The following is a 13,412-nucleotide window of genomic DNA, read 5'->3' as shown; positions in this document are numbered from 1 at the left end:
TTCAGGAGTCGTGACGACGGCCCATGATCGCGGGGAACGCCGCCGGCTCCGTGTCGTAGCCGTGGATGCCCGGGTGGAAGGTCCACTCCCCGGAGCCGTCGCGGACGAACTCGCCGACCGTCGCGGCCGTCGCGCCCAGCACACCCCCGAAGCTGTCCTCCGCCAGGACGGTGTAGCCCTCGCGCATGCGCAGACCGGGGTTGAGGACGCCGACGAACGCCTTGTGGCCGGAGCGCTGCTGGATCAGGACGCCGACCACCACACGCGTGTAGCGGCTGTTGAGGCGGTCCAGCTCCAGTGTCATGACCTCGTCCCAGCCGAAGCCCTTGCCGTCCTTGCTGTCCCGGTTGAGGTAGATCGTGCCGTCCGGGGAGCGGCTGTCGAAGTGCACCACGTAGGCGGGGGTCCCGTACGGGTCGTCGGCCCCGTAGGTCGCCGCGATGATGTCGAGGTCGGTCGCGGGCTCACCGACGGGACTGGGGTCCCATTTCACCGCGAGCTCGACCTTTCGGATCCCCTTGTTGAGACCGTTCATCCGAATCTCCCCCTCCCCGTGTGCCGTCTGTTTCTGTCCGCCTGCTGCCCCCAACTGCTGTGCGGTCAGGGTCGGTTGTCCATCGTGCCACGCGCGCGGGAGCGCTCGCGCGGGCGCACTCCGCCGGAGCGTGACCGACGCCACGCTCCGTGGCCTTACGATGGCGCGGTGCTGGTCAAGTGGATTCGCTGCACCGTGGTGGACCGCCGCGGTTTCGAGCGCGGGCAGCGAAAGTGGGCGGGGCTTCTGGGCGAGCCGGGATTCCGGGGGCAGGGCGGGGGCTGGAGCCGGGGGCGCCCCGGTGTGGCGCACGTCTTCACCTTCTGGGAGAGCCGTGCCTTCTACGACTCCTTCATGGCCCGCTCGCACGATCGGCTCGCCACCGCTCAGTCCGGGACCTTCAAGGACGCGCAGGTCAAGCTCTTCGATCATCGGTTCGACGTGAAGACCGGCTTCGAGCCGCGCTTCACGGACACCGACGTGCTGAGGGTGGCCCACTGTCGTGTCCACGAGGAACGGGCCGAGCACTTCGCGCTGATGCAGGAGAAGGTCTGGAACCCGGCGATGGCCGGCTCGCCCGGCATGGTGCGGGGCCTGTTCGGCGAGGCGCCGGGCCACGAGTTCCTGATCCTGTCCATGTGGCTGTCGTCCGCCGAGCACGGCAAGTACCGCGCGGAGCGTGTCGAGCGGCTCACACTGCGTGCCCAGACGGACGCCGATGTCGCGGCCCTCGCGGGCGACATAGTAGCGCTGGAACCCACCTGGACGGTCTGAAGGCGTGGTGACCGTGGGTGCCCGATGTGGGGGACACGTGTGATCTGCGCCGTATGGAGCCCGTACGAGTGCTCGATCGGCCGTCACCCGACTTAGGGTCTTGGCATGGTAAGACCACGGCGCATCGTCCTTGTCCGGCACGGCGAGTCAGCGGGCAACGCAGATGACACCGTGTACGAACGCGAACCCGACCACGCTCTGGCGCTCACCGAGAAGGGGTGGCAGCAGGCCGAGGAGACCGGAAAACGGCTGCGGGAGGTGCTGGGGCGGGAGCGCGTCAGCGTGTACGTGTCCCCGTACCGGCGTACGCACGAGACGCTCCGCGCCTTTCACCTCGACCCCGAGCTTATGCGGGTGCGCGAGGAGCCCCGGCTGCGCGAGCAGGACTGGGGGAACTGGCAGGACCGCGACGACGTACGCCTTCAGAAGACGTACCGGGACGCGTACGGGCACTTCTTCTACCGCTTCGCCCAGGGTGAGTCCGGTGCCGACGTGTACGACCGGGTCGGCGGCTTCCTGGAGAGCCTGTACCGCAGCTTCGAGGCGCCCGACCACCCGCCGAACGTACTCCTGGTGACGCACGGTCTGGCCATGCGCCTGTTCTGCATGCGCTGGTTCCACTGGACGGTCGCCGAGTTCGAGGCCCTGTCGAATCCGGGGAACGCGGAGATGCGGATGCTCGTTCTCGGGGACGACGACAAGTACACGCTCGATCGTCCGTTCGAGCGCTGGCGTGATCCGGAGCCGTACGGGGTCAGCGGGATAGAGTGGCAGGGCGATGACCGCTGACACCTCTCCCGACGCACGCGCGGGCCGCGCCCTGGCCAGCCTGCGCGGACTCGCGGTGGGGGACGCGCTGGGCTCGCAGTTCTTCGTGCCCGCGCACTACCCGCTGCTCAAGCGCCGCGGCCTTCCGGCCGGCCCCTGGCAGTGGACGGACGACACCGAGATGGCCTCCTCCGTGGTGGCCGTGCTGGCCCGGCACCGCCGCATCGACCAGGACGACCTGGCCCGTTCCTTCGCCGAGCACCACGACTTCGACCGCGGTTACGGACCCGCGGTCAACCGGCTGCTGCGGCAGGTCCGGGAAGGCGGCGACTGGCGACAGCTGGCCTCCGCCCTCTTCAAGGGGCAGGGCTCGTGGGGCAACGGCGCGGCCATGCGGATCGCGCCGCTGGGAGCCTGGTACGCGGACGACCCCGAGCAGGCGGTCCACCAGGCGGAGATCTCGGCGTACCCCACCCACCAGCACCGTGAGGCCGTCGTCGGCGCCATGGCCGTCGCCGCGGCCGCGGCCCTGGCGGCCGACCCGGCGGGACCGCCGAGTCCCGGGGCGCTGCTCGACGGCGTCATCGCGCTCGTGCCGCGCAGCGCCGTGGGCGCGGGGCTGCGCCGGGCCCGGGACATGCTCGACTACGGGGACACCGCGACGGTCGCGGCCGTACTGGGATGCGGGCGGCGCACGACGGCGCACGACACGGTGCCGTTCGCGCTCTGGTCGGCGGCACGGACCCTCGGGGACTACGAAGAGGCCTTCTGGGCGACGGCCCAGGTGGGCGGCGACGTGGACACGAACTGTGCCATCGTCGGCGGAGTGGTCGCCTCCGGGAAGGCCGGGACACCGCCGGGGGAGTGGCTGGAGCGGACGGAGAGCCTGCCGGGGTGGTTGGCCGTCGCGGCGTAGGCGCGGTGCTCGTGGGGCGCCGTCCCCTCCGCCGGTGTCATGGCAGGTGAGAGGTCCTGCGGCCTCCTCGTGAGCCGTCGTGCGCGTCGCGCGGGGCACGGCGCGGGGCCGTGCCGCACACCACGCGATGTGCCGCGGTGCGGCGCCGCGTGCCGCGAGGACCGGACCGTGGACCGCACCGCTCTCACGGTCCGGGTCCGGCCTCCGCGGTCGCGCTCGTCAGGCTCCGGCGGGGCCCGCGTTGCCGGCGAGGGCGTCCAGGTCGCTCTTGCGGACGCGGATCACCACGGTGGCGGTGATCAGGGCCAGTACGGCCATCGCGACGGCCGGGACGAAAGCGGTCGAGATGCCGTGGGCGAGTACGTCATGGCCCCAGGGCGCGGGCAGTTGACGGGTCTTGGCGAACTCCGCCTTCTGCTCGGGGGAGGAGCCGGCCATGAACTTCGGCACCTGCTTCGTCGCCTCGTTCCGGCTCGCGGTGCCGAAGACCGTGGTCAGGATGGAGAGGCCGAGCGAACCACCCACCTGCTGCGTGACGTTGAGAAGTCCGGACGCCGCGCCCGCCTCGTGCTGGGAGACACCGGAGACCGCGGTGACGGTCAAGGTCACGAAGTTCAGGCCCATACCGAAGGCGAAGAGCAGCATCGGGCCGAGGATCCCGCCGACGTAGGTGCTGTCGGGGCTCATGAAGGTCAGCCAGCCGAGTCCGAGCGCGACGAGCGCGGAACCGCCCATCATGAAGGGCTTGGGGCCCAGCACCGGCAGGAAACGCTGCGACAGTGCCGCGCCGATGCCGATCGCCGCCGTCACCGGCAGGAAGGCCAGACCCGCCTGGATCGGCGTGTAACCCAGCACGTTCTGCACGAACAGAACGATGAAGAAGAACATCCCGAACATCGCCGCGGCCAGACTGAGCATGATCACGTACGTGCCCGAGCGGTTGCGGTCGGCGAACATCTTCAGCGGGGTGATCGGTTCCTTCGCCCGGGTCTCGGTGAAGGCGAAGGCCAGCAGCAGGACGAGCGCCGCGGAGAACGACCCGATGGTGAGGCCGTCGCGCCAGCCCTTCTCCGCGGCGCGGATGAAGCCGTACACCAGGGACGCCATACCGGCCGTCGAGGTCAGAGCGCCCGCTATGTCGAACCGTCCGGGATGGCGCTCGGACTCGTTGATGTACATCGGCGCCAGGACCGCGATCAGCACCCCGATCGGCACGTTGACGAAGAGCACCCAGCGCCAGTCGAGCCACTCGGTGAGCATGCCGCCCGCGAGGAGCCCGATCGCGCCGCCGCCCGCCGAGACACCGGCGAACACGGCGAAGGCCCTGTTGCGTTCCGGGCCCTCGGGGAAGGTCGTGGTGATGAGCGCCAGCGCGGTGGGCGACGCGATCGCGCCACCCATGCCCTGAAGGGCGCGCGCGGCCAGCAACTGCCACGGTTCCTGGGCGAGTCCGCCGAGCAGCGAGGCGAGCGTGAAGAGCAGGATGCCGGTCATGAAGACCCGGCGGCGACCGAGGATGTCACCGGCCCTGCCGCCGAGAAGCAGCAGGCCACCGAAGGTGAGGGTGTACGCGCTGACCACCCAGGTCAGGTCGGTCGTGCTGAACTTGAGCGCGTCTTGAATATGCGGGAGGGCGATGTTCACAATCGTCGCGTCGAGTACCACCATGAGTTGGCAGGCCGCGATGACGGCGAGTGCGAGGCCGGGATGTCCTTCCCGACGGGCCGCTCCTGGCTTCGAATCCTGAATCAACTGAGAGGTTGTCACTATGGTTCCCCCACAAGTGCGTTAGTGAACGCTCGCGTTCACTGCCGCGTCAACGGTAGTGAGTCCCCGACAGTGAACGCAAGCGTTCACTGAAGTCGCTCTCGCGTGACGCCACTCGGCCGCTCGCACCGATGCCGAACCCACCGACCGCGCGGGTCCGGGGCGGCCCTCCCCCAGGGGGCCTCGCCGCCGGCCCCGGCGCAGTCCCGACCACGTCCCCACCCCCGGTCCCCTCCCCGCCTCCTCGCACAACGGAGACACTCAGATGGTTACTTCGCGTTGGACGGCCGCCCCCGCTCAGGCGGCCTCCCTGCGCCGACGCGGTGCTGTGCTCGAACGCGCGATCCTCGACGCCGCACTGGAGCAGCTCAGCACGGTCGGCTGGAGCGGCCTCACCATGGAGGGGGTCGCCGCTCGGGCCCAGACCGGAAAGGCGGCGGTCTACCGCCGCTGGCCCTCCAAGGAGGATCTTGTCGCGGACGCGCTGAAGGCCGCACTGCCGCGCCTGTCCGAGGCCCCCGACCTGGGGAGTGTCCGGGAGGACCTGCTGGCGCTGTGCCGGCTGGTGAGGGAGGCGATGTACTCGCAACCCGGATTCGCGCTGCGTTCGGTGCTTCACGAATGCGATGTGGCACAGGCCGAGCGCTTCCACAGCGTGATTCTCGGTGGAGTCATCGAGCCGACCACGCATCTGCTGCAGGACATCGTCCGCCGAGGTATCGAGCGGGGAGAGGTACGTCCGGACGCCGCGAACCCCTACGTCTTCGATGCCATTCCGGCGATGATGATGTACCGCTCCAAGGTGTGCGCGAGCGAATGGAGCGAGCGGGACCTGGCGGAAATGATCGACCAGCTGATGGTTCCGCTGCTACGGCGCGACGGTGCCTGAACCGGATCGCGGGCGGGGCCCCGGCCGCCGGGGGAAACCCTGGTGTCATGAGGGGCTCCGGGCGGCGTAGGCTGAGGGACGCCATGCCGTACGAACCACCCACCCACGCTGTCGAGCGCTCCCTCCGCGCCACGACCGGAGCGAAGACCGTCGCCGGTGTCGACGAGGTGGGCCGCGGTGCGTGGGCCGGCCCGGTCACCGTCTGTGCCGCGGTCACGGGTCTGCGCCGCGCCCCCGAAGGTCTCACCGACTCCAAGCTCCTCACCGTCAAGCGGCGAACCGCCTTGGCCGTGGAACTGGAGAAGTGGGTGACGTCGTACGCCCTGGGGCACGCCTCTCCGGAGGAGATCGACGCTCTGGGGATGACGGCGGCCCTGCGCCTCGCGGCGGTGAGGGCCCTGGAGGCCTTGCCCGTGCGGCCCGACGCGGTCATCCTCGATGGGAAGCACGATTACCTCGGGTCGCCGTGGCGGGTCCGCACAGTGATCAAGGGTGACCAGTCCTGCGTGGCCGTCGCGGCGGCCTCGGTGATCGCCAAGGTTCAGCGCGACAAAATGATGGCCGAACTGGGTGTCGACCATGCAGACTTCGGTTTTGCGGCCAACGCCGGGTATCCGTCTCCCGTGCACAAGGCCGCACTGGCGGAGCGGGGCCCCACCCCGTACCACCGGCTGACATGGGCGTATCTTGATGCGCTGCCCCAGTGGCGGCACTTCAAGAAGGTCCGCAGCTGGGCGGACGGAAGCGGTCCGGAGATCGAGGGTCAGCTCGGCTTCGATTTCTGACGGTTTCGCTCGTACTCACGTGCCACCCGCCGACGCGGGTCGCACCGGCGTTTGATAAAAATCAGCTCATGCCTCTCCTTCCCGAGGAGCCTCAGATTCACGAGAGTGCCCAGGGTCCCCGCGCGACTCCGGCCAGTGGCCGTACCGCGCCGACCCCCCGTCCCGTACCCGGTCCCCGTCCCGTGGCTCCGCCACGTCCCGGACGTCCGGGACCTGTCCGGCCGATGCCGGCCCAACGCACCCCGCGCGAGCCGGTCGTGGCCGCGCCGGGGCCGTCCGTCCCGGCAGCCGCACCCGCTGCCGCCATCCCGCAGATCCAGCTGATCCCGGCCTCGGCCGAGGGTGCGCTGGACGCCGCCGAAGAAGCGGTCGATCTGCTGTTGGAGTCCGGGCGTGTCCCCGGTGAGGTGCTGGTGATCACCACCGGCCAACCGCACCCGTGGGCCGCGCACGAGCTCTCCTTCGGCGAAACCGCCTACTGGGCGCAGCACGACGCGGGCGACGACGTGTTCTACGCCGATGCCTCCGTCGTGGGCCGGGCCAAGGCCCGACCCGTCGTCGTGGTCGCCGTCAACGGCGGTCCCGACGCTGTCGCCACCGCTCTGCCCCTGGCCCGCGGCCGGGCCGGCGCCCTGCTGATCGTCTGCGGCGACCCGCAGCAGATCAACTCGGTTCTGGGCGCCGGAGTCTGAACGAATCCCGGACGCCGTCCGAGGGCGTCCGAGGCCGTCCGGGATTCGCTCGGAGCCGTCGTGCCACGGTGACGTCCGCCAGGTGATCGTTCCGGCGTGCCCGCAGATCACTGCCGGTGCGCCGCGGTTGCGCGGTGGGCTCGGTGACGGCCTCCTCGGAGATCCTTCGTTCCTTCTTCGTCGTGGTTCCCCGGTCCCTTCCGGTCCCTTCCGGTCCCTTCCGGTCCCTTCCGGTTGCCTCCGGCCGTGGTCCCGCGGGTGTGCCCATGGCCTGTCACGTGGCGTTCCCGAGCGGGGGTGCCTCAGTCGTGGGTGCCCGGGTGGAGGCGCGGGGGCCGGGGTCGGTCGTCGGGTCCGGTCGTCGGGTCCGAGTCGTCGGGTCGGCTGTCCGACGTAGCTGTCCGGTGCGGCTGCCCGGCGTGGGTGTCGGGTTCGGTCGTCGGGTCGGCTGTTCAGCGTGGTCGTCGGGTGTGGTGCCGGGGCGGCTGTCCGACCTGGGTGTCGGGTGCGGTCGTCCTGCCCGGCGTGAGTGTCTGATCGGGGCGTCGGGTCAGCTGTCCGACGTGCCTGTCGGGTCCGGCTCCTCCCCGGTGGGTGTCCAGCACGGATCGCTGAGTGGCGCACGCCGTTGGCGTACGGTTCCGGGCCTTGGTGCGGCGCGCATGCGTGGGTCGCCTGACGGACGGGGCTGCCGCGTGCGTGGGCGCCGACCCGGCGGGGCGGGCGGCGGATCGCCGGTCCACCGCGGCGAGTCCGCGCACGGTTCGCCGGTGAGTGCCGCTCGCAGTGGCGGCGTCGGTGTCGCCGGCCGGCGATCGGTGGGCCGTCCGACACCCGGTGCGCCTGGTCCGACGCCTCGGCCGACGCACGCCCTCGTCGTCTCCGCCCCCTCCCAGGCACCCCTCTGGACGCCGTGAGCCACCCCGAGCCGGCTGAATCATGTCCTGCCGAGGCGGTAGCGGTGACGCGGGCGGACATGCTGGCCCCGGCCGCCCTCCCGCGCGGTGACTTCCCGCCGGGTGTGTTCCCGCCCGGGGCCGCCCGCCCGGGAGGTGCCGGGCCGCCCGCTCGGGAGACCGCCCGCCAGGAGGCCGGTGCCAGGTGGGCGACAGTGCGCGGACGCCCGGCGGTGCCGGAAGCGGTGGGAATCAGCGGGCGGCGGCCCGTCGCAACACCTCCGACGCGACGCCTCCGGTGCGTGGCAGTGGTGGCGGTGCCTCGGACAGGGCGAAGGCCTCCGGCGGCGAGTCCGCGTTCGGACGACGTCCACCCCGGCCCTCGCCGAGAACCTGCCAGCCGTCGTGCGTCAGCGTGATGTACGCCCCGCAGCGCAGCCCGTGCAGCGTGCACGCGTCACGCAGCCCCCACATCCACGCCCCGTCCTCCTGTGTCCAACGCGCGTCGCCCTCCCGGCAGTAGAGCAGGACCGCCGTACGCACCGGGGTACGCCGCCGCAGGTCGTGTGGGATGACCCGGCGCAACTGTGCGAGCAGGGCGTTGCGGAACATCCAGCCGTCGGCCGGAGTGGGCCGTCGGATGAACGAGGCGCTCGCCCTCAGCCGTTCGTCCGCGTCGAGGACGGCCACGACCGCGGTCGCCGGTCTTGGCCGGTGCCGAGCGTGCAGACCACTGACGACCTCACGGGGATTGCGCAGCAGCGGAATGCCCGCGGCTGCCCATTCTGCGGGCTCGAGCATGCGGGTCAGTGGGTTGGCGGAAGCGGCGGACAGATCGGCAGACGTCGACATGGACGCCGCCGAGGACGGAGCGAATCCGAAGGTCACGGTCCTCCCTTCGGCTACGCGCCCGCACTGCGGGCGGGGTCGGACTTGGGGGAGCGCACGCCGCGGCGGAGCCCTACCGGACCACGGGCGAGCCGTGCGGGGAGCGGACTCCAATTCTTCCTGTCGAACTTGGTTGCGGCAACGAGCAATTGGGGCCACCGACCGAATTCTTGCTATACGCCGTTTATATCCTTGCCCCCTGTTCCGAATGGCGACACGTGGTTCACGCCTGTACGGCCAGGACCAGCGGCAACACACCCTGTGCCCCGGACCGGCGGAGCAGTCGCGCGGCGACCGCGAGCGTCCATCCGGTCTCGGTCGCGTCGTCCACGAGCAGCACCGGGCCGCCCGCCGCCCCGAGGACGTCGGCCAGTGCGGGAGGCACGGTCAGCGCGCCGTCGAGAGCCTTGAGACGCTGGGCACTGTTGCTGCGCGAGAGCTGTGAGGCCTCGCCCACATACTCCACGGACCCCAGCAGCGGCAGTCGGCCGATCTCCGCGATCCGCGCGCCCAGCGACTGGATCAGTTGCGGACGCGTGCGCGAGGCCATGGTGACGACGCCCACGGGCCGCGGCTGGGCGTCGGGCCGTCCCGATGCCCAGCCTCCCGGCCCCTTCGCCCAGTCGGTCAGCACGCCGACCACGGCCTTCGCCACATCGTCCGGCACGGGTCCGTCAGAAGCCTGGCGGGCGAGCAGGGGACGCAGCCGGTTGCCCCAGCCGATGTCCGAGAGCCGTCCCAGGGCACGCCCCGGCGCGGCCTGTTCGCCCGCCGGGATACGGCCCTTCAGCTCGACGCCGACCGCCGGCAGGCCCGTCGGCCACATCTTGCGGGGTTCGACGTCGACGCCCGCGCGGCTCAGCTCACCGTTGGCGGCGTCGAGCGCCGACGAGGACACGGAAGCCTCGAACCGCGCTTCCGTACAGGTGTCGCAGCGCCCGCACGGCGCGGCCCGCTCGTCGTCCAGCTGCCGCCGCAGGAACTCCATCCGGCAGCCGGTCGTCGAGACGTAGTCGCGCATCGCCTGCTGCTCGGCGGCCCGTTGTTTGGCCACCCAGGCGTAACGCTCGCTGTCGTACGTCCAGGGAACGCCCGTGGAGATCCAGCCGCCCCGGACACGCCGTACCGCGCCGTCCACGTCGAGCACCTTGAGCATGGTCTCCAGACGGGACCTGCGCAGTTCCACCAGGGGTTCGAGGGCGGGCAGCGAGAGCGGCCTGTCGGCGCGGGCCAGGACGTCCAGGGTGCGGCGCACCTGCTCCTCCGGGGGGAAGGCGATCGACGCGAAGTACTGCCAGATCGCCTGGTCCTCCTTGCCCGGCAGCAGGAGCACTTCGGCGTGCTTCACGCCGCGACCCGCACGTCCCACCTGCTGGTAGTACGCGATGGGGGAGGACGGGGAACCCAGGTGGACCACGAAGCCGAGGTCGGGCTTGTCGAAGCCCATGCCCAGCGCCGACGTGGCGACCAGGGCCTTGACCCGGTTGGCGAGCAGGTCCTCCTCGGCCTGCTGACGGTCCGCGTTCTCCGTCTTCCCGGTGTACGACGCGACCGTGTGCCCGGCCTGGCGGAGGAAAACGGTGACCTCCTCGGCCGCGGCCACCGTGAGCGTGTAGATGATGCCGGAACCCGGCAGGTCGTCCAGGTGCTCGGCGAGCCAGGCCATGCGGTGGGCCGCGTCCGGCAACTGGAGCACGCCGAGGCTCAGGCTCTCCCGGTCCAGCGGTCCGCGCAGGACGAGCGCGTCCGTGCTCGCACCGGTGCCCAGCTGCTCCGCCACATCGGCGGTCACGCGCGCGTTGGCCGTCGCCGTGGTGGCCAGGACGGGAACGCCGGGTGGGAGATCGGCGAGCATCGTGCGCAGTCTGCGGTAGTCCGGCCGGAAGTCGTGTCCCCAGTCGGAGATGCAGTGGGCCTCGTCGACCACGAGCAGGCCGGTCGCCGCCGCCAGCTTGGGCAGCACCTGATCGCGGAAGTCCGGATTGTTGAGCCGCTCGGGGCTGACCAGGAGCACGTCGACCTCGCTCGCGGCCACCTCGGCCTGGATGGTCTCCCACTCCTCCGTATTGGACGAGTTGATGCTTCGCGCGCGGATGCCGGCGCGGGCCGCCGCCTCCACCTGGTTGCGCATGAGGGCGAGGAGCGGGGAGACGATGACGGTGGGCCCGGCACCCCGCTCGCGCAGCAGCGCGGTCGCGACGAAGTACACCGCGGACTTGCCCCAGCCGGTGCGCTGCACGACGAGCGCTCTGCGCTTGTCGGCCACCAGGGCCTCGATGGCGCGCCACTGGTCCTCGCGCAGCCGGGCCTCGCCCGCCGGGGCGCCGACGAGGCGGGCGAGTACGGCATCGGCCTCGATGCGCAGGTCTTCGCCGGACGTGGGTCGCGGGTCTTCGTTGGTCATGGCCCCATGCAACCCGATGAGTCGGACATCGCGCGAATGAGGCAGCCGCCTTGTGGACAACTCGTGTCGTGGTCATGCCCATGGTTATCCACAGGGTCCAGCGGGATTTCGGGATCCGCGGGATGGTCACGGCATGACGAATCACAACGAACCGGCCGGCGCCTCCGGCGACAGCGGCATCAGCGGGCGCGGACCGCACGGGGCGGACGGCGTGCGCGGCGGTCACGACGACGGTGGTGCGCGCGCCGGGCATGACGAGTGCGGGACGCGCGGCACACGCGGCGGACGGTGGAAGAAGCGGACCGGGCACGACGGACGCGATCTGCCCGGCGGGCACCAGATCACCCTGCGGACACCGGCCGAGCTGGCGGACGCCCTGCCGTACCTGCTCGGGTACCGGCCGGAGGACAGCATCGTGCTCGCCGCCCTGCACGACGCGGAGAGGCGCGGCCGCTTCGGCGGGCGGGCGCGGCTCGGCATCCCGGCCCAGGCGGACGACTGGCCGTCGGTGGCCGATCAGCTGGCGCACGGGCTGGTGAAGGGAAGCGAGCGCAGAGGCGCCCGGCCGGAGAGCATGGTCGCGTACCTCTGCCAGGAGCCCGCGAGCGGCGAGTCGGGCCGGGACGTCATGGAGCGTCTCCGCCCGCTCGCCCAGTTGCTGCGGACGGCCTGCGGCCGCCTCGACGTCCCCGTGATCGAGGCACTCTGCATCTCCGACGGCCGCTTCTGGTCGTACTGCTGCCCCGGCCAGGGGTGCTGTTCGCCCGAGGGGGAGGCGATGGGACTGCCCGGCACCTCCGTCCTCGCCGCCGCCGCGACCTACGCGGGCCTTCAGGTACGCGGATCCCTCCGGGAACTCACGGCTCGCCTCGTCCCCTGGGAGCGGCGGGCCGCCGTGGACCAGGAGGTGGCGCTCGACGCCGCGAACAGGGCGCTGATCCCCAGGATCCTGGACGACGAGAGCCGAGCGGCCGTCTCCGAGGAGACACTCGCACAGGCGCGACGGCTCCTGAAGCGCTTCGCGGAGGCTCCGTCCGTCTCCGGCATCCGGCCGGCCGACCTCCGCGACGACGGACTCCTGGAAACAGCGGAGGCCGCCTCGCTGATCCTCGGCCTGCAGGACCGCACGACCCGTGACCGCGCCGCCGAATGGATGGAGGGCGACGAGGCCGGCCCGGCCCTGCGTCTGTGGCGAGCGCTCGCCCGCCGCTGCGTCGGCTCCTACGGCGAGCACGCCGCCGCCCCCCTCACTCTCGCCGGATGGGTCGCGTGGTCGAGCGGTGACGAACTGGAGGCCCGGGAGGCCCTGGCCATGGCATTGGCTGCCGATCCCGACTACCTCTTCGCGCGCCTTCTGCATCAGGCCTGCAACGAGGGACTGGACCCCGAGTCGATCCGCCGCTGCCTGCGCGCGGAACGCACGGGCCGGCCGGGGCCGGAAGCGGGACGGCAGCCGGGAGCCGACCCAGCGGCACAGGCGGAGACCGCGGAGTCGTCACAGCCGTCACCGGACTCGGGAGTACCGGAATCGGGAGTACCGGCACCTGCCGGAGGATCCGACGCCACGGCGCGGTCCTCCGGGGCGGGCGTCCGGCGTCGGCGCAGGACGCGTTCGGCGGGGAACGGCGGAACGCGCGTGAGCCACCGCTCTTCCGGGGCGCGCGGTGTCCCCGCTCCCCGGCCCGCCGAGGACCCCTCGCCCACCGGGGACGGACCCGGGCGTGCGTCCGGGCGGACGAGTGACCGGGCGCGGGCTCGCCGCGAAGGCGGTCGTCGGAGCGTCGGGGAGGAGACATGAGCGGTCGTTCCCACCGAGCCCCTGGAGGCAAGGCGCGCGCTCGCGTGTCCGCCCGGCGAATCCTTGGCGCGATCCCTGGCGTATTCCGCTCACGGGGCGACCGCCCCGTCACGGACGGCCTCCCGCCCCGCCGCCATTCGGTCGGCTTCCGGCACCGAGGGCGTGACTCGGAGCGGGGCCGTTCCGTTCACCTGTGTGGCGGTACCCGCGGCCGGGCCGCGCCGCCGAACGCCCCCGACCCTCCGGAGTCCCCGACCGGGCGCCGAGCGCGCCCGCAGCGCACCCAGCGCGGAGGAAGCC

General features: G+C 71.7%; 11 protein-coding genes. 7 read left to right on the top strand and 4 right to left on the bottom strand.

The genetic code is table 11. The annotated features are described in order from the left end of the window. Position 1: 1 nt before the first annotated feature. Positions 2-535 (bottom strand): TerD family protein, encoded by a 534-nt coding sequence (locus GFH48_RS11620; RefSeq protein ID WP_153288195.1) that lies wholly within the window; start codon positions 533-535, stop codon positions 2-4. Positions 536-703: 168 nt separating this feature from the next. Here GFH48_RS11620 and GFH48_RS11615 point away from each other — a divergent pair, with 168 nt between their 5' ends. The 3 genes from GFH48_RS11615 to GFH48_RS11605 all read left to right on the top strand — a co-directional run bounded on the left by GFH48_RS11615 (position 704) and on the right by GFH48_RS11605 (position 2,993). Beyond that, complete coding sequence (locus GFH48_RS11615; protein ID WP_153288194.1) at positions 704-1,309, top strand: YdbC family protein; 606 nt, start codon at positions 704-706, stop codon at positions 1,307-1,309. Positions 1,310-1,414: 105 nt separating this feature from the next. After that, positions 1,415-2,098: a histidine phosphatase family protein gene (locus tag GFH48_RS11610; protein WP_153288193.1), complete on the top strand. Its 684-nt coding sequence runs from the start codon at positions 1,415-1,417 to the stop codon at positions 2,096-2,098. Continuing rightward, a complete protein-coding gene (locus GFH48_RS11605; RefSeq protein WP_153288192.1) occupies positions 2,088-2,993 on the top strand; it encodes an ADP-ribosylglycohydrolase family protein in 906 nt (301 codons plus the stop codon). Before GFH48_RS11610 ends, GFH48_RS11605 begins: the two co-directional genes overlap by 11 nt. Before the next feature lie 219 nt (positions 2,994-3,212). Here GFH48_RS11605 and GFH48_RS11600 read toward each other — a convergent pair whose 3' ends face one another. Continuing rightward, the gene (locus GFH48_RS11600) at positions 3,213-4,760 is read right to left on the bottom strand and encodes an MFS transporter (protein WP_153288191.1); all 1,548 of its coding nucleotides are present in this window, start codon (positions 4,758-4,760) and stop codon (positions 3,213-3,215) included. Positions 4,761-5,025: 265 nt separating this feature from the next. Between GFH48_RS11600 and GFH48_RS11590 the strand changes: the two genes are divergently transcribed. The 3 genes from GFH48_RS11590 to GFH48_RS11580 all read left to right on the top strand — a co-directional run bounded on the left by GFH48_RS11590 (position 5,026) and on the right by GFH48_RS11580 (position 7,126). Continuing rightward, positions 5,026-5,649, top strand: a complete 624-nt coding sequence (locus GFH48_RS11590) for a TetR/AcrR family transcriptional regulator (protein ID WP_153288189.1) — start codon at positions 5,026-5,028, stop codon at positions 5,647-5,649. A gap of 83 nt (positions 5,650-5,732) precedes the next feature. Then, complete coding sequence (locus GFH48_RS11585) at positions 5,733-6,434, top strand: ribonuclease HII (protein WP_153288188.1); 702 nt, start codon at positions 5,733-5,735, stop codon at positions 6,432-6,434. Between the two features lie 68 nt (positions 6,435-6,502). Beyond that, positions 6,503-7,126, top strand: a complete 624-nt coding sequence (locus GFH48_RS11580) for a hypothetical protein (protein ID WP_153288187.1) — start codon at positions 6,503-6,505, stop codon at positions 7,124-7,126. A gap of 1,148 nt (positions 7,127-8,274) precedes the next feature. On the opposite strand, the gene GFH48_RS11575 is transcribed toward GFH48_RS11580, so the two are convergent. Both GFH48_RS11575 and GFH48_RS11570 read right to left on the bottom strand, forming a co-directional pair. Next, positions 8,275-8,910 (bottom strand): hypothetical protein, encoded by a 636-nt coding sequence (locus GFH48_RS11575; protein WP_153288186.1) that lies wholly within the window; start codon positions 8,908-8,910, stop codon positions 8,275-8,277. 223 nt (positions 8,911-9,133) lie between these two features. After that, positions 9,134-11,314, bottom strand: a complete 2,181-nt coding sequence (locus GFH48_RS11570; protein WP_153288185.1) for a RecQ family ATP-dependent DNA helicase — start codon at positions 11,312-11,314, stop codon at positions 9,134-9,136. Between the two features lie 133 nt (positions 11,315-11,447). On the opposite strand from GFH48_RS11570, the gene GFH48_RS11565 reads away from it, so the two are divergent. Then, positions 11,448-13,112: a DUF4192 domain-containing protein gene (locus tag GFH48_RS11565; RefSeq protein WP_153288184.1), complete on the top strand. Its 1,665-nt coding sequence runs from the start codon at positions 11,448-11,450 to the stop codon at positions 13,110-13,112. Positions 13,113-13,412 lie beyond the last annotated feature (300 nt).

The sequence above is a fragment of the Streptomyces fagopyri genome, assembly GCF_009498275.1.
Lineage (GTDB): Bacteria > Actinomycetota > Actinomycetes > Streptomycetales > Streptomycetaceae > Streptomyces > Streptomyces fagopyri.
Note: the sequence above shows the minus strand (reverse complement) of the source record. Positions and strands in the feature narration are given on the sequence as shown.

Excerpts from the sequence above, each read along its gene's own strand:
- GFH48_RS11620 (WP_153288195.1), bottom strand. The coding sequence starts at position 535 with ATGAACGGTCTCAACAAGGGGATCCGAAAGGTCGAGCTCGCGGTGAAA.
- GFH48_RS11610 (WP_153288193.1), top strand. The coding sequence starts at position 1,415 with ATGGTAAGACCACGGCGCATCGTCCTTGTCCGGCACGGCGAGTCAGCG.
- GFH48_RS11605 (WP_153288192.1), top strand. The coding sequence starts at position 2,088 with ATGACCGCTGACACCTCTCCCGACGCACGCGCGGGCCGCGCCCTGGCC.
- GFH48_RS11590 (WP_153288189.1), top strand. The coding sequence starts at position 5,026 with ATGGTTACTTCGCGTTGGACGGCCGCCCCCGCTCAGGCGGCCTCCCTG.
- GFH48_RS11585 (WP_153288188.1), top strand. The coding sequence starts at position 5,733 with ATGCCGTACGAACCACCCACCCACGCTGTCGAGCGCTCCCTCCGCGCC.
- GFH48_RS11580 (WP_153288187.1), top strand. The coding sequence starts at position 6,503 with ATGCCTCTCCTTCCCGAGGAGCCTCAGATTCACGAGAGTGCCCAGGGT.
- GFH48_RS11570 (WP_153288185.1), bottom strand. The coding sequence starts at position 11,314 with ATGACCAACGAAGACCCGCGACCCACGTCCGGCGAAGACCTGCGCATC.
- GFH48_RS11565 (WP_153288184.1), top strand. The coding sequence starts at position 11,448 with ATGACGAATCACAACGAACCGGCCGGCGCCTCCGGCGACAGCGGCATC.